The organism is Variovorax sp. HJSM1_2, assembly GCF_049316285.1.
Lineage (GTDB): Bacteria > Pseudomonadota > Gammaproteobacteria > Burkholderiales > Burkholderiaceae_C > Rhodoferax_B.
In genome coordinates, this window is sequence record NZ_JBMOXA010000007.1 from 160,476 (window position 1) to 179,289 (window position 18,814).

16 protein-coding genes are annotated in these 18,814 nt (G+C 63.8%); 14 read left to right on the plus strand and 2 right to left on the minus strand.

The window, feature by feature from the left end; genetic code table 11:
* Positions 1 to 47 precede the first annotated feature (47 nt).
* From ACFQ95_RS10180 to ACFQ95_RS10245, 14 genes are all read left to right on the plus strand, one after another.
* Complete coding sequence (locus tag ACFQ95_RS10180) at positions 48 to 2,096, plus strand: transglutaminaseTgpA domain-containing protein (protein ID WP_422830743.1); 2,049 nt, start codon at positions 48 to 50, stop codon at positions 2,094 to 2,096.
* Positions 2,093 to 3,166: a lytic murein transglycosylase B gene (mltB, locus tag ACFQ95_RS10185; RefSeq protein ID WP_422830744.1), complete on the plus strand. Its 1,074-nt coding sequence runs from the start codon at positions 2,093 to 2,095 to the stop codon at positions 3,164 to 3,166. Before ACFQ95_RS10180 ends, mltB begins: the two co-directional genes overlap by 4 nt.
* 76 nt (positions 3,167 to 3,242) lie before the next feature.
* On the plus strand, positions 3,243 to 4,847 hold the full coding sequence (locus ACFQ95_RS10190) for an FAD-dependent oxidoreductase (RefSeq protein ID WP_422830745.1): 1,605 nt from the start codon (positions 3,243 to 3,245) through the stop codon (positions 4,845 to 4,847).
* Between the two features lie 134 nt (positions 4,848 to 4,981).
* Positions 4,982 to 5,560, plus strand: a complete 579-nt coding sequence (locus ACFQ95_RS10195) for a sigma-70 family RNA polymerase sigma factor (RefSeq protein WP_422830746.1) — start codon at positions 4,982 to 4,984, stop codon at positions 5,558 to 5,560.
* Between the two features lie 10 nt (positions 5,561 to 5,570).
* The gene (locus tag ACFQ95_RS10200; protein ID WP_422830747.1) at positions 5,571 to 6,332 is read left to right on the plus strand and encodes an anti-sigma factor; all 762 of its coding nucleotides are present in this window, start codon (positions 5,571 to 5,573) and stop codon (positions 6,330 to 6,332) included.
* A gap of 463 nt (positions 6,333 to 6,795) precedes the next feature.
* Positions 6,796 to 8,082, plus strand: coding sequence for a glycine betaine/L-proline ABC transporter ATP-binding protein ProV (gene proV / locus ACFQ95_RS10205; RefSeq protein ID WP_422830748.1), 1,287 nt, complete (start codon positions 6,796 to 6,798; stop codon positions 8,080 to 8,082).
* Positions 8,079 to 9,374, plus strand: a complete 1,296-nt coding sequence (gene proW / locus ACFQ95_RS10210) for a glycine betaine/L-proline ABC transporter permease ProW (protein ID WP_422830749.1) — start codon at positions 8,079 to 8,081, stop codon at positions 9,372 to 9,374. The genes proV and proW overlap by 4 nt, the downstream gene beginning before the upstream one ends.
* Complete coding sequence (gene proX, locus ACFQ95_RS10215; RefSeq protein WP_422830750.1) at positions 9,371 to 10,390, plus strand: glycine betaine/L-proline ABC transporter substrate-binding protein ProX; 1,020 nt, start codon at positions 9,371 to 9,373, stop codon at positions 10,388 to 10,390. The genes proW and proX overlap by 4 nt, the downstream gene beginning before the upstream one ends.
* Positions 10,391 to 10,554: 164 nt before the next feature.
* Positions 10,555 to 11,526 (plus strand): AraC family transcriptional regulator, encoded by a 972-nt coding sequence (locus tag ACFQ95_RS10220; protein ID WP_422830751.1) that lies wholly within the window; start codon positions 10,555 to 10,557, stop codon positions 11,524 to 11,526.
* A gap of 163 nt (positions 11,527 to 11,689) precedes the next feature.
* Positions 11,690 to 12,547, plus strand: coding sequence for an aldo/keto reductase (locus tag ACFQ95_RS10225; protein WP_422830752.1), 858 nt, complete (start codon positions 11,690 to 11,692; stop codon positions 12,545 to 12,547).
* A 70-nt stretch (positions 12,548 to 12,617) separates the two neighbouring features.
* Positions 12,618 to 13,508: an intradiol ring-cleavage dioxygenase gene (locus ACFQ95_RS10230; protein WP_422830753.1), complete on the plus strand. Its 891-nt coding sequence runs from the start codon at positions 12,618 to 12,620 to the stop codon at positions 13,506 to 13,508.
* 19 nt (positions 13,509 to 13,527) lie between these two features.
* Complete coding sequence (locus ACFQ95_RS10235; protein ID WP_422830754.1) at positions 13,528 to 13,791, plus strand: hypothetical protein; 264 nt, start codon at positions 13,528 to 13,530, stop codon at positions 13,789 to 13,791.
* Between the two features lie 23 nt (positions 13,792 to 13,814).
* Positions 13,815 to 15,392, plus strand: a complete 1,578-nt coding sequence (locus ACFQ95_RS10240) for an ATP-binding protein (RefSeq protein WP_422830755.1) — start codon at positions 13,815 to 13,817, stop codon at positions 15,390 to 15,392.
* Entirely contained in the window at positions 15,389 to 16,096 is a 708-nt protein-coding gene (locus tag ACFQ95_RS10245) for a response regulator (protein ID WP_422830756.1), read from the plus strand. Before ACFQ95_RS10240 ends, ACFQ95_RS10245 begins: the two co-directional genes overlap by 4 nt.
* Before the next feature lie 26 nt (positions 16,097 to 16,122).
* Here the strand turns inward: ACFQ95_RS10245 and fumC are convergent, their stop codons facing one another.
* Both fumC and ACFQ95_RS10255 read right to left on the minus strand, forming a co-directional pair.
* Positions 16,123 to 17,508: a class II fumarate hydratase gene (gene fumC, locus ACFQ95_RS10250; RefSeq protein WP_422830757.1), complete on the minus strand. Its 1,386-nt coding sequence runs from the start codon at positions 17,506 to 17,508 to the stop codon at positions 16,123 to 16,125.
* Positions 17,509 to 17,652: 144 nt separating this feature from the next.
* On the minus strand, positions 17,653 to 18,762 hold the full coding sequence (locus tag ACFQ95_RS10255) for a methyl-accepting chemotaxis protein (protein ID WP_422830758.1): 1,110 nt from the start codon (positions 18,760 to 18,762) through the stop codon (positions 17,653 to 17,655).
* Positions 18,763 to 18,814: the final 52 nt, after the last annotated feature.

Genomic DNA, 18,814 nt, shown 5'->3' on the forward strand with positions numbered 1-18,814 from the left:
GTTCACTACCAAAAAAGAAGCAGCTCACGCATAACCCATCAGCGCCAATGGCCGATTTACCCATCACCCCTTCGAGTACCGCAAGCCCTTGGCAATCGGCCCGCCAGACCCTGGCTGCCTTGCCACGCGACAGCCGCGACACCTTATTCCTTTTGGTGGTGGTGGCCTGGGTGGTGTTGCCACAAATCGGCAACCTGCCCTGGTGGGTGAGCCTGGGCGCCGGCTGCCTGCTGGCCTGGCGCGGCTGGCTGGCCTGGCATGCGCGCCCGCTGCCCAACCGCTGGTGGCTGTTGGCGTTGCTGGGCCTGGCGATGCTGGCCACCCTGGCCACACACCGCACGCTGGTCGGGCGGGATGCGGGTGTCACGCTGGTGGTGCTGCTGCTGGTGTTGAAAACGCTGGAGCTGCGTGCACGGCGCGATGCGTTTGTGGTGTTCTTCCTGGGCTTCTTCACGATGCTCACCAACTTTTTTTTCTCGCAGTCGCTGCTCACAGCCGTGGCCATGTTGATCGGCTTGCTGGGCTTGCTCACGGCCTTGGTCAACGCCCACCTGCCGGTGGGCCGCCCGCCCCTGGCCGAGTCGGCGCGTATGGCCGGCTGGATGGCGCTGCTGGGGGCACCGGTGATGCTGGCGCTGTTCATGCTGTTCCCGCGCATGGCGCCGCTGTGGGGCATGCCCAGCGATGCCATGAGCGGGCGCAGTGGTCTCTCAGGCAGCATGCAGGTGGGCGATATGGCCAGCCTGGTGTTGAGTGATGCGATTGCGCTGCGGGTGCGGTTTGCAGACTCGCCACCGGCGCAGAATGCGCTGTACTTTCGCGGCCCGGTGCTGTCCGAGTTTGATGGCCGGCAATGGCGCCCACGTTATGCCAACGCCTGGCCCGGCGCGGCACGCGAAGCCACGTTGACGGTCAACGGCACACCCCTGCGTTATGAGGCCACCGTCGAGCCGAACAACCGCCCGTGGCTGTTGTTGCTGGACGCCACACCCAACGCGCCAAATGTGCGTGGCGATGCCGTCGGCAATGTGGCCATGACACCCGATCTGCAGTGGCTGGCCAGCCGCCCGCTGACCGACCTCACCCGTTACAGCGCGCTCAGCTACCCCGCGTTTCGCCATGGCCCCGAGCTACGCCGCAGCGCGCGCCTGCTGGCCGACCTGGCCCTGCCGCCGGGCTTCAACCCGCGCACGCTGCAGCTCGCGGCCGACATGCGCCGCGAGGCACCACAAGCCAGCGCCGCGCAACAGCTGGAGGCCGTCCTGCAGCGCCTGCGCACCGGCGGCTACAGCTATACGCTGGAGCCCGGCGTCTACGGCCAACACACGGCCGATGAATTCTGGTTCGACCGCAAGGCCGGCTTCTGCGAACACTTTGCGTCGTCGTTCGTGATCTTGATGCGCGCACTCGACATCCCGGCGCGTGTGGTCACGGGCTACCAGGGCGGCCAAGTCAACAACCTCGACGGCTACTGGACGGTACGCCAAAGCGACGCCCACGCCTGGGCCGAGGTCTGGCTGGAGGACCAGGGCTGGGTGCGTGTAGACCCCACGGCCACCGTGGCCCCGGGACGCGTCGGGGCACTGGAGCGCCTGGCCGCACCCCAGGGCGTGTTTGGCACCGCGCTCGGCACGGTAAGCCCCACGGCCGCGGCCCAACTGCGCGCCGTCTGGGAAGCCGTCAACAACCGCTGGAACCAATGGGTGCTGAACTACACCCAAACGCGCCAGCTTGACTTGCTGAAGTCGATTGGTTTCGAGGCCGAGGATTGGCAAGACCTGCTGCAGGCGCTGGGCCTGCTGCTGGCCGGCGTTTGCCTGGCCGGTGCGGCCTGGACACTGCTCGGCCGGCGCACGCGCGACCCCTGGCAGCAGCTGCACCAACGCGCCCAGGCATACATGCGCAAAGCCGGCATCGCCGTGCCGCCGCACGCCGGCCCGCGCCAAATGGCGGCCCTGCTGCAAGCGCACGGCAAGCCCGCTGCGACACACACCTTCCAGGCCTGGCTGCTGCAACTGGAAATACAGCGTTATGCGCCGGAACCCGGCGTCAGCCTCGCTAGACTCAGGCGAACGTTTCCGAAATTGGCTGAATGAAAACTTTCCTTAAAATTGCTCTGGTTGCGATAGCAGCTTGCGCAGTCCCCGCTTACGCAAAAGCCGAAAAGCCCTCAAAAACAAAACCCGCAGCCGCGAAAGCTGCGCCAACCACTCCCTATTCGACCCGCGACGACGTGATGGCCGAGGCCGACGACATCGCCGCGCGCCGCGACCTCGACCGCGAATGGGTACGCCAAGCCATAGGCCAGGCGCGCATGTTGCCCACTGTGGTGCGTTTGATGACCCCCGCCCCACGCGGCACGGCGAAGAACTGGGCGGTCTACCGCAGCCGCTTCATAGACCCGATCCGCATCCGCGCAGGTGTGCGTTTCTGGCAGGCCAACCGCCAGTGGCTGGAGCGCGCCGAGGCCGAGACCGGCGTGCCGGCGCAAATCATCGTTGGCATCATTGGCGTGGAAACCGTCTACGGCCAGCAAATGGGCAACTTTCGTGTGATGGACGCCCTGACCACCCTGGCCTACGACTTCCCCGCCGCACACCCGCGCGCCAAGGAACGCGCGGCCTACTTCAAGGGCGAACTCGAACAAGTGTTGAGCCTGGCCAACCGCACCGGCATAGACCCCATGGACCTGCGTGGCAGCTACGCCGGCGCCATGGGCATGCCGCAGTTCATGCCCACCAGCTGGGCGCAATGGGCGGTGGACTTTGACGGCGATGGCAAGATCGACCTGTTCAACAGCCCGGCCGATGTGATTGGCTCGGTGGCCAACTACTTCAAGTCGTTTGGCTGGAAACCGGGCATGCCCACCCACTACCCGGTGCGCTTCAACCTCGATAGCGTGGACATGAACGCACTGATGGCGCCCGACATCCTGCCCACCTTCGGCGTGGCCAGCTTCACCGCCAAGGGCGCCGTGCTCGAAGGCGCCGCGCTGCAACACAACGGCCCGCTGGCCCTGATCGAACTGCAGAACGGCGATGCGCCCGCGAGCTACGTGGCCGGCACCGAGAACTTCTACGTCATCACGCGCTACAACTGGTCGAGCTACTACGCCATGTCGGTGATAGACCTGGGCGATGCGGTGGCGGCGGCATTGAACCCGTAAGCCCAGCCTGCGCCGACGCGATTCTGCGTGGGCGAGTAGGATGGCCTTTCGTCAACTGCTGTTGTGAAAGGGCCTTATGTCGAACGTGTCGCACATTGAGCCACGCACCGAAGTCTTGATCGTGGGCGCAGGCCCCACCGGTTTGGTTCTGGCCCTGTGGCTCACTGAGCAAGGCATCCAGGTGCGTGTGGTCGACAAGGCTGCGGGCCCCGGCAGCACTTCGCGGGCCATGGCGGTGCAGGCCCGCACGCTGGAGCTTTACCGCCAGCTCGACCTGAGCGACGCGGTAGTGGCCGCGGGCCACCAAAACCCCGCCATCAACCTGTGGATCAAAGGCCAGAAGAAGGCCCAGCTCGGCTTTGGCACGGCAGGCGAGCACCTCACACCCTACCCCTTTCTGCTGGTCTACCCGCAAGACCAACATGAGTATTTGCTGACCGAGCGCCTGGCGAGCATGGGTGTGCAGGTGGAACACCAAACCGAATGCACCGGCTTTGAAGACCGGGGCGGGCACGTTGTCGCCACGCTGCGCAGCGCTGACGGGCAAGAACAACGCTGCGAAGCGCGTTTTCTGGCCGGCTGCGACGGAGCCAAATCGCCCATACGCCACCAGTTGGGCACGGGATTTGATGGCGGCACCTACGCGCAGATTTTTTACGTCGCCGACGTCGAAGTCACCGGCCCGGCGGCCGACGGCGCGGCCCACATTGCGCTCGACGACGCTGACTTTGTCGCCCTGCTGGCCTACGGCCAAGGCGCGGGCCAGACCACCCAAGCCCGGCTGATTGGCGCCGTGCGCGACGAGCGCGAAGATGCCGACAGCCTGGGCTTTGACGACGTGAGCCACCGCGCCATCGACGCCTTGGGTTTGCAGGTGCAGAAGCTGCACTGGTTCTCCACCTACCGTGTGCACCACCGCGTGACGCGCCACTACCGTGTGGGCCGCACGTTTTTGCTCGGCGACGCCGCCCATGTGCACAGCCCGGCGGGCGGCCAGGGCATGAACACCGGCATTGGCGACGCCATCAACCTGGCCTGGAAACTCGCCGCCGTGCTGCGCCAGCAAGCACCCGATGCCTTGCTTGACAGTTATGAGGTGGAGCGCAAAGCCTTCGCCTTGAAGTTGGTGGAGACCACCGACCGGCTGTTCAGCTTCGTCACCAGCGAAAGCCATTTCGCCAACTTTGTGCGCACGCAGATCGCGCCCATATTGGCGCCGCTGGCTTACGGTGTGGATGCCGTGCGCGAATACATGTTTCGTGTGTTGTCGCAGACCTTGATCAACTACCGCCACAGTCCGCTGAGCATGGGCACACAGGACGAAGACCAAGTCCATGGTGGCGACCGCCTGCCCTGGGTGGCCACCCATGATGGCCCCGAGAAAGGCGCCGAGCACGGCACGGACAACTATGAGAGCCTGCGTGACATCACCTGGCAAGTGCACATCTACGGCGACCCGACCGAGCCGGTGACCGAAGAACTGCTCCAGGCTTGCGCCGCTTGCGGTGTGCCGCTGCGCCGTTTCGACTACACCCCGGCCCACCAGGCGGCCGGCCTGGCCCGCGACGCGCTGTATCTGCTGCGCCCCGACACCTACGTCGCCATGGTCGAACCCACGGGCGACGCGCAAGCCCTGGCACGTTATTTTGCCGAGCGCGGCATACGGCTGGGTTCCGACTGACCGGAGCAGCGCCCCAGAAAGGATGGGGAAAGGCCTGCTGTGGGTGAATCCCTGGGGCCCAGCAGTTGTTTTGCATCCACGATCAGGTTTTGCGCGTATGGCGGACATGCAAACACCTGTTTCACAATGCCCTCATGACTGCATTGAACCCCGACGCCGAACTCATGGCGCTGATCGATCGTATAGGCCAGCACGACGAAGCCGCCCTGCGCCAGCTCTACGACAAAACCTCGTCCAAGCTGTTTGGACTGGCCATGCGTGTGGTGCGCCAGCGCGATGGGGCGGAGGACGTGTTGCAGGAAAGCTTCTTGACCGTGTGGCGTGCGGCCGGCGACTACCGCGCCAGCCTGAGTCCGCCCATGGCCTGGCTGGGCTTGATTGTGCGCAGCCGGGCACTCGACTTTCTGCGCAAGCGCCGTGCCGAGCGCACACACCTGAGCGACGAATACGACGAGCTAGGCGCGGATGCCTTGCCCGCCGAGAGTGGCAACCCCTTGGACATGGCGCAAGCCAGCGAACAAGCCTGGGCCTTGCACCAATGCCTGAACCGGCTGGAAGCACGGCAGCGCGAAGTGGTCAGCCTGGCCTATCTGCGCGACCTGAGTCATGGCGAGTTGTCGACTCAGCTGAAGTTGCCGCTGGGCACCGTCAAATCATGGATACGCCGCAGCCTCGACAAGCTGCGCGAATGCATGAACCGCACTGCTGCGTGAAGGGGGCGCCATGAACATCAGCGGCAAACCCCAACTGCTAGACCGCCTGGCCGCGAGCCACGCGGTGGGCACCATGCGCGGCGGCGCACGCCGCCGTTTCGAAACCCTGGCACGCGAACATGCACCCGTGCGTGCCGCGGCCCTGGCCTGGCAAGGCCGGCTGGCCAGCATGACCGAACTGCAAAGCCCCATCAAGCCGGACCCGGCCGTGTGGCTGCGCATCCAGAACGTGCTGGACGGCGAAAAAGAGCAACGCGCGCTGGCGGCGCAACGCACAGCGACACCGAAATCTGCGCCGTCGCCATCACCACGCGCGGGCTGGTTGGCCAACCTCGCCCTGTGGCGCGGCGCCAGCCTGGCGGGTGCCTTGGCCACGGTATTGGCCGTCGTTGTTGGCCTGGACCTGAAGCAGCAACTCGACACCACCCCCGCCGTGCAATACGTAGCTGTGCTGGCCAACGACAAAGCCGCGCCCTCGGTGCTGGTCACCTTCGACCCCAAGAACAAACAACTGGTGTTGCAACGCCTGGGCGACTTCAAGGAAGGCGCTGACAAATCGCTGCAACTCTGGGCCCTGCCGCCCGACGGCAAGCCGCGCTCGCTGGGCGTGATGAGCGATGCCCCCGCGTTAAAACTCACGGCCGCAGAGTCGCAAGTGCAGGCCGTGCCCGCCCTGGCCATCAGCCTGGAGCCCAAGGGTGGTGTGCCCAGCGAAGGCGGACCTACCGGGCCGGTGCTGTTCAGCGGGCCTTTGATTGAGAAAACCCTGTAGACCCAACGGCCTTCAATCAAATCAAAAAAGATAGCTTCTTGCGCTTTCTGAATAAGCCCAGAACCGTCTTTTCATCCAAATTTTCAGCCACCACAGAGGCGAAAACCTGAGGACCCGCTCGCCGCCAGGCTGTCCCCTAGTTGACTTAACAAAGCATTCACAATATAATTGTTTTGCTTTTAACAACTAATTGAAAAACACCTCGTGCCTGCCGTTGCACTTTTTCGGCAGGTGTTGTCTTTTCACTGCGGCGCCTCTGCCGCACCAAACCTCTTCTCTCCGTTGAACCCCTGCGCGTCGGTTTAAGCCCTGCCGCAGATGCCGACCTTTCGGCGATCCCGTCGTTCACCAACCAAAACATCAGTACGCGTTTCACCGTGTGCCGGTGTTGGGCTTTGCCCATTTCCGCAGTCGTCAAGCTTGGCGGCGTTTCGTCCACTCTTTTTTCAAGGAGCCCAAACGCATGGCAAAAGATATCGTCATCGACCACGTGTTCAAGGTCTTCGGGGAACAGCCCGAACAAGCCCTGAAGCTCGTCCAACAAGGCTTGTCCAAGTCTGAAATCCTCGCCCAAACAGGCAACTCCATAGGCGTGTTCGACGCCACGTTTGACATCAAGGCCGGCGAGATCTTCGTCATCATGGGTTTGTCGGGCTCGGGCAAGTCCACGCTGGTACGTTTGCTGAACCGGCTCATCGAACCCACAGCCGGGCGTATTCTGGTCGACGGCACCGACATCAACACCCTGGGCGACAGCGCCTTGCGTGCGCTGCGCCGCAAAGACATCAGCATGGTGTTCCAGTCGTTTGCCTTGATGCCGCACATGACCGTGCTGGACAACACCGCCTTTGGCCTGGAGCTGGCCGGTGTGGACCGCGCCGAGCGCCAGGCCCTGGCCGCCAAGGCGCTGGAGCAGGTGGATCTGGGCGGCTGGGGCGCAAGCTACCCCGATGAATTGTCGGGTGGCATGCAGCAGCGTGTGGGCCTGGCGCGTGCCTTGGCCAGCGACCCGTCGATTCTGTTGATGGACGAAGCCTTTTCCGCCCTCGACCCCATCATCCGCACCGAAATGCAAAGCGAGCTGCTGCGCCTGCAGCAGATCCAACGCCGCACCATCGTCTTCATCTCGCATGATCTGGACGAGGCCATGCGCATTGGCGACCGCATCGCCATCATGAAAGACGGCCACGTCATTCAAGTCGGCACGCCGGATGAAATCCTGCGCAACCCGGCCGACGACTACGTGCGCAACTTTGTGCGCGGCGTGGATGCGGCCTCGGTCTTCAAGGCCGGCGACATCGCGCGCAAGTCCATGACCGTGGTGTCCGAACGCAGCGACCGGGGTTGCCGCGCCGCGTTGCAGCAGTTGCAAACCCACGACCGTGAATACGCCACCGTGGTCACGCCACAGCAGCAGTATCTGGGCACGGTCTCGGCCGAGTCGCTGCGCCAGGCACTGGAGGGCCAGAGCGGCATGCTGGGCCTGCAACACGCTTACCTGCAGGGCATGGAGCCAATAGCCGCCGACGCCCCGGTGGCCGAGCTGTTTGCCCAAGTGGCGCAAGCGCCCTGCCCCGTGCCCGTGGTCAGTACCGGCGGCCGCTTCCGTGGCACGGTGAGCAAAACCACGCTGCTGATGTTTTTGGATCGGGACACACCACCCGTCCCCCCTACATCACCGTCCACATCGCCGCAAACCATCCAACCCACGGCAAGCCCTGCCCCACTCGCTGAAAGGAGCCACGCTTGAGCAACGCAACCGACGTCACAAACACCATCAACCCAAGCGACGCCCTCGCCCAGACCACCACGCCAGACTTGGCGCCAAACCCCGCATCCACACCCGATGCCGATCCGTGGGCCAGCATCAGCCAAAGCGCGCCCGCAGCCGATCCAACGCAAACGGCCCAAGCCTTGGACCCGAACGCCGCTGCCGCTGCGGCCGATCCATGGTCTAACGTCAACGACACCGGCGCCAACACCGACTGGCTCGGCGCCCCCACTGGCACAGATGCAGCCACGGGTGTAGACCCCAGCGCCACGCACTTCCATCTGAGCCAGCTCTGGGACGGCAGCCTGCCGGCCGAGCGCTGGATCAACGATGGCCTGACCTACCTGGTCGACCACTTCCGCCCCTTCTTCCAAACCCTGCGCGGCCCCATCGACGGCCTGCTCACCGGCGTGGAAGGCATGCTGCAAAGCGTGCCCACGCTGGCCATGGTGGGCCTGCTGAGCCTGCTGGCCTGGCAGTTTGCCGGCCGCCTGGTCGGCCTGGGTGCGCTGGTGTCGCTGCTGCTGGTGGCCATGCTGGGCATCTGGCCCGAAGCCATGGTGACCCTGTCGCTGGTACTGACCTCGCTGGCCTTCTGTTTGGCCATTGGCATTCCGCTGGGCATTGCGCTGGCCAGCAGCGACCGTGCCCAACGCGCCATGCGCCCGCTGCTCGATGCCATGCAGACCACACCGGCCTTTGTTTACCTGGTGCCGGTGGTGATGTTGTTTGGCATTGGCAATGTGCCGGGTGTCATCGTCACCATCGTCTTCGCACTGCCACCGCTGGTGCGCTTGACCAACCTGGGCATTCGCCAGGTGCGGCCCGATTTGGTGGAGGCCGCACGCGCCTATGGTGCTTCGCCCTGGCAAATGCTGGTGAAGGTGCAACTGCCGCTGGCCATGCCGTCCATCATGGCCGGCATCAACCAGGCGCTGATGTTGTCGCTGTCCATGGTGGTCATCGCCTCCATGATTGCCGTGGGTGGCCTGGGCCAGATGGTGTTGCGCGGCATTGGCCGGCTCGACATGGGCCTGGCCACCGTGGGTGGCCTGGGCATTGTGCTGCTGGCCATCACGCTGGACCGCATCACCCAGGCCATGGGCCAGGCGCAACGTGGCTCGCGCCACTGGTGGCAGCGTGGGCCTGTGGGCTTGGTGATGCGCCTGGTGCCGCTCCCTTCCACCCCATCTAGCCGCGCTCCCACTTCAAACGAAGCCACAACTACTGCTCCCGCTGCCTCGAAAACTCTGCAAAGGATTGCCGCATGACCCAGAACATCTCTACATCCATCTCGCGCTGTGTCGCTGCTGGTCTGCTTGCAATCGGCAGCATGGGCAGCGCCGCCATGGCCAACGACCTGCCTGGCAAAGGTGTCAGCGTGCAACCGATCAAAAGCTCTATCGCCGAAGAGAGTTTTCAAACCATACTGGTCAGCCGTGCGCTGGAAAAACTCGGCTACAGCGTCAAGCCAACACAGGAAATTGAATACGCCACGGGCCACCTTTCGCTGGCCAATGGTGATGGCACTTTTGCTGCCGCGCATTGGGACCCGTTGCACGCTGATTTCTACAAAAACGCCGGTGGCGACGCCAAGCTCTGGCGCAACAGCACCTATGTCACACACTCGCTGCAAGGTTATCTGATAGACAAGAAAACCGCCGACCAGTACCACATCACCAACATAGGCCAACTGGCCGACCCTAAGCTCGCCAAGCTGTTCGACACCAACAACGACGGCAAAGCCGACCTCACGGGTTGCAACCCGGGCTGGGGCTGTGAGTTGGTGATAGAGCACCAGCTCGACGCCTACAAGCTGCGCAACACGGTGACACACAACCAGGGCAGCTACTCGGCCCTGATCGCCGACACCATTGCGCGTTACAAACAGGGCAAGCCGGTGCTGTACTACACCTGGACGCCCTACTGGGTGAGCGGCGTTCTGGTGCCCGGCAAAGACGTGGTGTTCCTGCAGGTGCCACACTCTGCCCTGCCCGGCGCACAGGGCCAGCTCAGCACCAAGACTGCTGATGGCCGCGACTACGGTTTCACCCTCAACGTACAACGCATCGTGGCCAACCGCGCGTTTGTCGAGAAGAACCCCGCCGCCGGCAAACTGTTCGAGTTGATGAAACTGCCCGTGACCGACATCAACGCGCAAAACCTGCGCATGCGCGGTGGCGAGAACACACAGGCCGCGATCGAGCGCCATGTGGACGGCTGGATCAAGGCCCACCAAGCCACGTTTGATGGCTGGGTGAAACAAGCGCAGGCCGCGGCACAGTAGACACTTTGCCCCGCCCGCCACAAGGCCCGTTCGCGGGCCTTTTTGGTGTCTGCCGCGCCCAAAACGCCACCTGGCTTGCTGAATTCTTGGCCGTGTTTGCCCGATCCTCCGGGTTTGCAGCACAAGTACAGACAAGCGCGGCCCAGATGTTTAAGCTTGGCGCCATGCTGACATCTGCCCCTTCATCCCTGCGTGACGGCCCTTCCGCTGCGCAACTGCAAACCACCGTGATGCGTGCCGAACTGGCCGCGCTGATCGACCGGTTCACCGGCACCGACGGTGTGCTCGACACCGCCGTGCCACGCCTCATGTTGGCACGGGTGTCGCAGGTAGGGCTGCCCCCGGTACACACCATCTACGAACCCTCGTTTTGTATCCTGGCGCAGGGAAGCAAGCGGGTTTTGCTGGCCGACGAGGTCTACATCTACGACAGCAGCCACTACCTGGTCGCCGCGCAAAACCTGCCGGTTTCGGCACAGGTGTTTGACGCCTCGCCCGAGGCGCCCTACCTGGGCTTGCGACTGACCTTTGACGTCAAGGAAATTGCAGCGCTGGCCCTGGATTTAAAGCTGGGTGACACACCTGCGCGCCGTGACGATGAACAGCGTGGACTGTTCACCGGGGCGTTATCGGCGACCTTGCTCGATCCGGTGCTGCGCCTGGTCAAGCTGCTCGACACACCCGAAGACGTGGCGGCCTTGGCACCACTCATCACCCGCGAAATTCTGTACCGCTTGCTGAAGTCGCCAGACGGCGGACGGCTGGTGCAGATGGCCATGGTCGACAGCCACAGCCAGCGCATTGCGCAAGCGATCAACCTGCTGTCGCAGCGTTACCAACTGCCGGTGTGTATCGAAGCGCTGGCGAATGAAGTGCATATGAGTGTGTCGTCGCTGCACCATCACTTCAAGCTCGTCACCGCCATGACGCCTCTGCAGTTTCAGAAACAACTGCGCCTGCAGGAGTCGCGGCGCATCATGATCAGTGAACACCTGGACGCGGCCACGGCTGGCCACCGCGTGGGTTATGAAAGCCAGTCACAGTTCAACCGCGAATACAGCCGCTTCTTCGGCTCGCCGCCCGCTCGCGATGTGAAGCGGTTGCGCGAAGAGCAGTTGGGGCGCACCGCCGCCTGAACATACAGCACCCAGCCAGGCGGCAGGCGGCTCGCTAAAGCCTCTGCGCGCCACTGCAGCACGTCATACCGATCAACAAGGCGCCGCGTTTGGCGGCAAGCCTAGGGGGCTGTGTGTTCATTTGCACAGCCGTTCATCTCTCAGCCGCACCAGGAGCGACTTCATGAAACGACGCACACTTGGCCATGGTGGACTCCACGGCGGGCTGGAAGTCTCGGCCATTGGCTTCGCAAGCAGCGGCTGGGTCACTGCCGACACCAAGCCCAAACTCAGCCGCCAGGAGCAGCATTACCTATTGCAGGCCGCATGCGATTTTGGCGTGACGCTTTTGGAGGCCTCCGAAGCGCAGGCAGAACTGCTGAGCGAGGTACTTCCCACCTTGCGCCAGCGTGTCGCAGTGTCCAGCACCTTCGGCCCCTACCATCGGCCAGAACACATCCGGCAGATGGCGGAAAACACACTCAAGCGCATGAAGGTGGACGCCATCGACCTGTTCTCCCCTCTGCGCCTGGACCTGGGCGTGCCCGTGGAAGACGTGGCCGGTGCGGTAAAAGACCTGATCGCCCAAGGCAAGGTGAAACACTTGGGCTTGCGCGAGGTAGACGCAGCCACCCTGCAACGCGCCCACATGGTGCAGCCTGTGAGCGTATTGCAAACGGGCTACTCCATGTGGAGCCGCTCCGTGGAACACGATGGCACCCTGCAAACCTGCGAAGCGCTGGGCATTGGCCTCATCGCACACAGCCCGCTGGGCCACGGCGCTCTGACAGCCACGCATTCTGAAGCGACGACCAAGCTGGCCGCCATTGCACAGCGCCAACACGCCAGCCTGGCGCAATTGGCCCTGGCCTGGTTGCTGGCGCAAAAGCCGTGGATCGTGCCCTTGCCCAGCACCCGCCGCGTAGGTCATCTGGATGAAAACCTGGCTGCCGCTGACCTCAAGCTCAGTACAGACGATCTGCAAGCCATCAACACGGCGCGATTGCCGCTGAAACCGGTGACGGTGGAAAGCACTTTTTAAAAAAACGGAAGCACCAGATTTCTCCTCAATTGGTTTGCACAGTACGGCATCCGCAACGAAGGAGAGCCATATGCGTCAAGCCACAGCCCAGACATCCACGAACAAGCTCGAAGACAATCAGAACGAGCCCGCTCCAGACCTGGCCCGCCGATTGGCGCTGAACTCGCTGGGCTCACTTGGCATTGCCACATTGCTGGCGGGCTGTGGCGGCGGCGGCGGTGACAGCGGCGACGCGTCCAGCAGCACCAGCTCAAGCAGCACGACCAGCACCACAACGACCACGTCAACCGCCAGCACCACCTCAACCACCAGTAGCACCTGCTCGGTGGTGCCCGAAGAAACCGCCGGCCCCTACCCTGCGGACGGGTCCAGCGCCAGCAACGCCACCTACAACGTGCTGGCCCTGAGCGGCATCGTACGCTCCGACATCCGCAGCAACATCGGCGCTTTGACCCCGGTGGCCGGCGTGGCGCTCACCCTCACCATCACACTGACCAACACCCAGGCCAGTTGTGCCGCTTTGGAGGGTTATGCCATCTACGTATGGCACTGCTCGCAGGCCGGCAACTATTCGGTCTACACCGAAAACAGCATTGCCTCGAACTACCTGCGCGGTGTGCAGGCCACCAATGCCAACGGCACGGTGAGCTTCACCACCATCGTGCCGGGCTGCTACGCCGGCCGCATGCCCCACATCCATATCGAGGTGTACCCCAGCGCGAGTGTGGCCACCAGCGCCAGCCGCAAGGTGAAAACCACGCAGCTGGCGTTTCCCACGGCGACCTTGAGCGCCATCTATAACGCCAACGCTGGCTACAGCGCCAGCGTCCGAAACCTCGCCAACATCAGCTTCGCCAGCGACAACGTGTTCAGCGATGGCACCGACCTGGAGATGCTCACGCTGCAGAGCGACGGCAACGGTGGTTATACGGCCAACATCACCATCTCCATCGCGGCCTGAGCAGATGGCACGACACCCCATGAAACAACACACCAGCTTCTTCGCCACCCTGGCCATGGCCCTGTGCCTCGTCACGCTGGGCGTTGCCCCCGCCTGTGCGCAAACGCCGCCACAAGGCCAGCCACCGGCACCGCCACCTGAGGCGTATGCAGCATGCAAGGGCCAAAACGAAGGTACAACGGTCACGTTGGCCATGCCAGACGGCAAAAAACTCAGCGGCATTTGCCGCAAAATCAATGGAACCTTGGCCGCCACACCTGCCGGGGGCCCGCCGCAACGCTAACCCGTCCTTTGTTCCATTCGTTCATGCCCCGCCTGACGCTGCAAAGCAAAGCCTTCATCGCCCTGGCCGCCTTGCTGCTGGCGCTGCTGCTGATCTTCAGCGGCTTTTCACGCCTGGGCCTGCAGCGCGGCCTGGGGCCTTACGCCGCAGAAATCGAACTGGCACGTATGGACTGGCTCGCGGCGCGGCTGCAGCGGCTGTACGCCGAACAAGGCGGCTGGCAAAACTTGCGCAGCCAGCCTGAGCGTTGGCGCGACATGCTGCATCCCGATGACATGCCGCCACCGCATGACGATGAGCGCACCGCCGAAGGTCGGCGCGAGCCCGGCCGCGACGATCAGGGCCGTGGCCGTTTTGACACGCGTCCGCCGCCGCCCGACTTTGGCCCGCCCCCCGGCGGCGGCCCACGCCTGGCCTCACCGGGCGAGCATCCACCGCCACCTCCCGGTTACGCCCAGTCGCAGCGCCTCGTGCTGGTGGATGCCGCTGGCCAAACCGTCGCCGGCACGGCCAGTGCCGCCAACGCAGCAGGGGCTGCCCGCTTGCCACTGCGCGGCCCTGGCGGAGAAGCCATAGGCCAACTGATGCTGGCGCCGCCTGCCGATCTGGCCTCGGAAGCCGACCGCGCCTTCCTCAACCAACAACTCGGCTTTGTGGTGTGGACAGGCGTGGCGGGCTTGTTGTTGGCGCTGTTGCTGTCGTGGTGGCTGGCGCGCCGCTGGCTGGCACCGATAGACACCCTGGTGGCGGGCGCACGTGGCATCGCAACGGGTCGCCTCGACACCCGTGTGCCCGTGTTGGGCGACGACGAACTCGCGCGCCTGGCACAAACCTTCAACCACATGGCCGAACAACTCAGCGGCATGGAAAGCTCGCGCCGCCAATGGATAGGCGACGTGGCCCACGAACTGCGCACCCCCTTGGCGGCCATGCGCGCGGAAATCGAAGCCGTGCAGGACGGTGTACGCAGCTTCGACGACAAAACCGCGCTGCGCCTGCACCGCCAGGTGATGCGTTTGATTCAACTGGTGGGCGACCTGCGCGCCAGCCTGGATGCCGATGCTGGCGCTGCGCCATCGGCACGTGTACCGCTGCACCCCTTGGCGCTGCTCACCGAGGCCATGGCGTCGATGCAGCCACGTTTTGACCAACAACACCTGGCCGTGGGCATGACGGGGCTCGACACCCTTACCGCACAAGCGCCCCCGCCCCTGGTGCTGGGTGATGCCCAGCAACTGCACCGTGTGTTCCTGAACCTGCTGGAAAACAGCGTGCGCTACACCGATGCCGGTGGCCGCATCAGCATCAGCGCACGGGTCGAGCGAGTGCAGAGCACCAGCAGCTCGGCGCAACTGGTCTTGCAGTTTGACGACACTGCACCCGGCGTCACGCCGCAAGAGTTACCGCATCTGTTCGAGCGCCTCTACCGCGCAGAAGCCTCGCGCACACGCGCCACGGGCGACCTTGGTGGCTCCGGCCTGGGCCTGGCGATATGCCGCGCCATCGTGCAAGCCCACGGCGGGCAGATCAACGCACAAGCCTCACCCCACGGCGGCCTGCGCATCACCCTCACCCTGCCCTTGCTGGAGAACCCCGCATGAGCGCACACATTCTGCTGGTCGAAGACGAGCTGGACATCGCCAGCGTGGTCATCGATTACCTGCAGCACGCCGGCTACACCACCGAACACCTGGCCGATGGCCGCAGCGCCTTGGCGCGCTTGACCAACACCCCCGCCGCGCAGCAACCCAGCCTGACCTTGCTGGATGTGATGCTGCCCGGTCTGGACGGGTTGGAGGTGCTGCGCCAGGCACGCCGCCACACCAGCAGCCCCATCATCATGCTGACGGCGCGTGTGGAAGAAATGGATCGCCTGATTGGCCTGGAGCTGGGCGCAGACGACTACATCTGCAAGCCGTTTTCACCACGCGAAGTGGTGGCACGGGTGAAGTCGGTTCTGCGGCGCAGCGGCGTCAACGCGGCGCCGGCAAAAACTTCGGCGCTGGTACTCGATGCCGCCCATTGGCAGGCCACATTACACGGCGTGCCGGTGCTGCTGACACCACGCGAGTTTCGCTTGCTGCAAGCCATGGCCCGACAAAGCGGCCGCATCTTCTCACGCGCGCAACTGCTGGACCTGGCCTACGACGACACACTAGACGTGAATGAACGCGCCATCGACAGCCACATCAAAAACCTGCGCAAGAAACTCAAGGCAGCCAGCAACCAAGGCAGCGGCACCGAGCATGAATGGATTCGTTCGGTCTATAGCGTGGGCTTTGCATTTGACGAGAGCCCCGACTGAGGGCCCTTGTCAGTTCACGGTCGCATTCAGCGGCCGACCATGTTGCCCGGCACCACCCATTGGTCAAACTGTTCACCGGTCACATGGCCTGAGGCCACGGCCGCTTCGCGCAGGCTGGTGCCTTCCTTGTGTGCCTTCTTGGCGATGTAGGCGGCCTTGTCGTAGCCGATGTGGGTGTTGAGCGCGGTCACCAACATCAGCGAGCGGTCGACGAGTTCGGTGATACGCGCCAGGTTGGGCTCTATGCCCACGGCGCACTGGTCGTTAAAGCTGACCATGCCGTCCGCCAGCAAACGCACACTCTGCAGGAAGTTGTGCGCCACCATGGGGCGGAACACATTGAGCTCAAAGTTGCCCGAGGCACCGCCAAAGTTGATCGCCACGTCGTTGCCAAACACCTGTGCGGCCAGCATGGTGACGGCCTCGCTCTGTGTGGGGTTGACCTTGCCCGGCATGATGCTGGAGCCGGGTTCGTTTTCCGGAATGCTCAATTCGCCTATGCCGCTGCGCGGGCCGCTGGCTAGCCAGCGCACATCATTGGCAATCTTCATCATGCTGGCGGCCAGGGTCTTCAAGGCGCCATGGGCGTGCACCAGTCCATCACACGAGGCCAGGGCTTCAAACTTGTTGGGTGCGGTGACGAATGGCAAGCCGGTCAGGCGCGCCAATTCTGCAGCGGCCTGTTCCGCATAACCCTTGGGCGCGTTCAAGCCGGTGCCGACGGCGGTGCCGCCCAAAGCCAGTTCGCACAGGTGTGGCAATGCGGCGCGCACGTGGCGCTCGCCATGGTCCAGCTGCGCCACGTAGCCCGAGAATTCCTGGCCCAGGGTGAGCGGCGTGGCGTCCTGCAAATGGGTGCGGCCTATCTTCACGATGCCGTCAAAATCCTTGGCCTTTTGCGCCAGCGTGGCGCGCAGCTTGGCGATGGCCGGCAGCAGCTTGTGCTGCAGCGCTTGTACGGCCGCCACGTGCATGGCGGTGGGGAACACGTCGTTGCTCGACTGGCTGCGGTTGACGTCGTCGTTAGGGTGCACGAGGCGGCCTTCGCCACGCTCGCCGCCCAGGATCTCGCTCGCACGGTTGGCCAACACCTCGTTGACGTTCATATTGGTTTGTGTGCCCGAGCCGGTTTGCCACACCACCAGCGGAAACTCGCTGGGGTGTTTGCCGGCAATCACTTCATCGGCCGCGGCCACGATGGCCTCGGTCTTCTTCGCATCCTGCAGGCCCAGGGACTGGTTGACCACGGCCGAAGCACGTTTCACCAGGGCCAGCGCGTGGATGATTTCGCGCGGTTGTTGCTCGCCGGAGATATCGAAGTTCTGCAGCGAACGCTGGGTCTGGGCGCCCCAGAGTTGCTTGCTCGGGACTTCGATGGGGCCAAAGGTGTCGCGTTCGGTGCGGGTGTTCATACGAGAAAGATTCCTGTCAAACGATGAAGCAGATGAAGCACGGGGAGGCGCCCCCTGTGCAGCCTTAAATGATAGCAATTCTCATCTTTCAACCGCGCACCGGCGACTTGACCCGCTGGCCAGCAGGGGCACCCCAGCCGCAAACTAGTCGAGCTTGAACTCGTCCACCACCGTTTGCAATTGGTTGGCTTGCACCGAAAGCGCCTGGGCCGCCGTCGCCGCCTGCTGCACCAGGGACGCGTTTTGCTGCGTGCCCGACTCCATTTGCACCACGGCGTGGTTCACGTGGTCGATGCCGCTGCTCTGCTGCGCGGTGGCTTCAGAGATCTCACCCAGCATCACCGTCACACTCTGCACCGACTGCACAATTTCCTGCATGGTGGCCCCGGCCTGGGCCACCAGGGTGGAGCCGTTCTGCACCTGGTCTACCGAGTCGCCAATCAAGCTCTTGATTTCTTTAGCGGCTTCGGCGCTGCGCTGCGCCAGGCTGCGCACTTCGCTGGCCACCACGGCAAAACCGCGGCCCTGCTCACCCGCGCGCGCGGCTTCCACCGCCGCGTTCAGCGCCAGGATGTTGGTCTGAAAGGCAATGCCTTCAATCACTTCGATGATGTCGACAATGCGTTTGGAACTGGCGCTGATGGCGTTCATGGTCAACACCACGTCACCCACCACCGCGCCGCCGCGCTCGGCAATGCCCGAGGCGTTCACCGCCAAGCCGCTGGCCGAGCGTGCGCGCTCGGCGGTCTGCTTCACCGTGGCCGTGAGTTGCTCCATGCTCGATGCGGTTTGCTCCAGGGCGCCGGCTTGCTCTTCGGTGCGTTGCGAGAGATTGCTGTTGCCGTCGGCAATGTCGCGCGAGGCCACGGTGATCGAATCGGTGGACTCCTTGATGCGTCCTACAACTTCGGTCAAGGTGTCTTCCATGTTGCCCAGCGCGGCCAGCAGGCGGCCGAATTCACCACCACGCTCGGTCACGAAGTCCTGGCTCAGGTCGCCGGCGGCCACGGTCTCGGCGATCAGAATGGCTTCGTCCAGCGGCACCACAATGCTGCGCACCAAGCCGTAGACACAGCCCACGGCGTAGAGCAAACCCAGCGTGCCCAGGGTCCAAAGCTCGGCCCTAACGGTGGATGCACCGGGCACACCGTCTCCGCCGAGGTTTTGCATTGCCAGTGCAATGGCCAATGCCAACAGAAGAAACATCCCGCCAAACCCCACACCCAATCGGGTGCTCACCTTCAAATTCGCCATCGACATTTTGTTTTTGCCCCTCTGCTCGTTGTTGTTACAAATATAAACAAAC

What these genes read in the sequence shown, in the direction of transcription:
- ACFQ95_RS10180 (WP_422830743.1), top strand. Translation starts at nt 48, where the DNA reads ATGGCCGATTTACCCATCACCCCTTCGAGTACCGCAAGCCCTTGGCAA.
- mltB (WP_422830744.1), top strand. Translation starts at nt 2,093, where the DNA reads ATGAAAACTTTCCTTAAAATTGCTCTGGTTGCGATAGCAGCTTGCGCA.
- ACFQ95_RS10190 (WP_422830745.1), top strand. Translation starts at nt 3,243, where the DNA reads ATGTCGAACGTGTCGCACATTGAGCCACGCACCGAAGTCTTGATCGTG.
- ACFQ95_RS10195 (WP_422830746.1), top strand. Translation starts at nt 4,982, where the DNA reads ATGACTGCATTGAACCCCGACGCCGAACTCATGGCGCTGATCGATCGT.
- ACFQ95_RS10200 (WP_422830747.1), top strand. Translation starts at nt 5,571, where the DNA reads ATGAACATCAGCGGCAAACCCCAACTGCTAGACCGCCTGGCCGCGAGC.
- proV (WP_422830748.1), top strand. Translation starts at nt 6,796, where the DNA reads ATGGCAAAAGATATCGTCATCGACCACGTGTTCAAGGTCTTCGGGGAA.
- proX (WP_422830750.1), top strand. Translation starts at nt 9,371, where the DNA reads ATGACCCAGAACATCTCTACATCCATCTCGCGCTGTGTCGCTGCTGGT.
- ACFQ95_RS10220 (WP_422830751.1), top strand. Translation starts at nt 10,555, where the DNA reads ATGCTGACATCTGCCCCTTCATCCCTGCGTGACGGCCCTTCCGCTGCG.
- ACFQ95_RS10225 (WP_422830752.1), top strand. Translation starts at nt 11,690, where the DNA reads ATGAAACGACGCACACTTGGCCATGGTGGACTCCACGGCGGGCTGGAA.
- ACFQ95_RS10230 (WP_422830753.1), top strand. Translation starts at nt 12,618, where the DNA reads ATGCGTCAAGCCACAGCCCAGACATCCACGAACAAGCTCGAAGACAAT.
- ACFQ95_RS10235 (WP_422830754.1), top strand. Translation starts at nt 13,528, where the DNA reads ATGAAACAACACACCAGCTTCTTCGCCACCCTGGCCATGGCCCTGTGC.
- ACFQ95_RS10240 (WP_422830755.1), top strand. Translation starts at nt 13,815, where the DNA reads ATGCCCCGCCTGACGCTGCAAAGCAAAGCCTTCATCGCCCTGGCCGCC.
- ACFQ95_RS10245 (WP_422830756.1), top strand. Translation starts at nt 15,389, where the DNA reads ATGAGCGCACACATTCTGCTGGTCGAAGACGAGCTGGACATCGCCAGC.
- fumC (WP_422830757.1), bottom strand. Translation starts at nt 17,508, where the DNA reads ATGAACACCCGCACCGAACGCGACACCTTTGGCCCCATCGAAGTCCCG.
- ACFQ95_RS10255 (WP_422830758.1), bottom strand. Translation starts at nt 18,762, where the DNA reads ATGGCGAATTTGAAGGTGAGCACCCGATTGGGTGTGGGGTTTGGCGGG.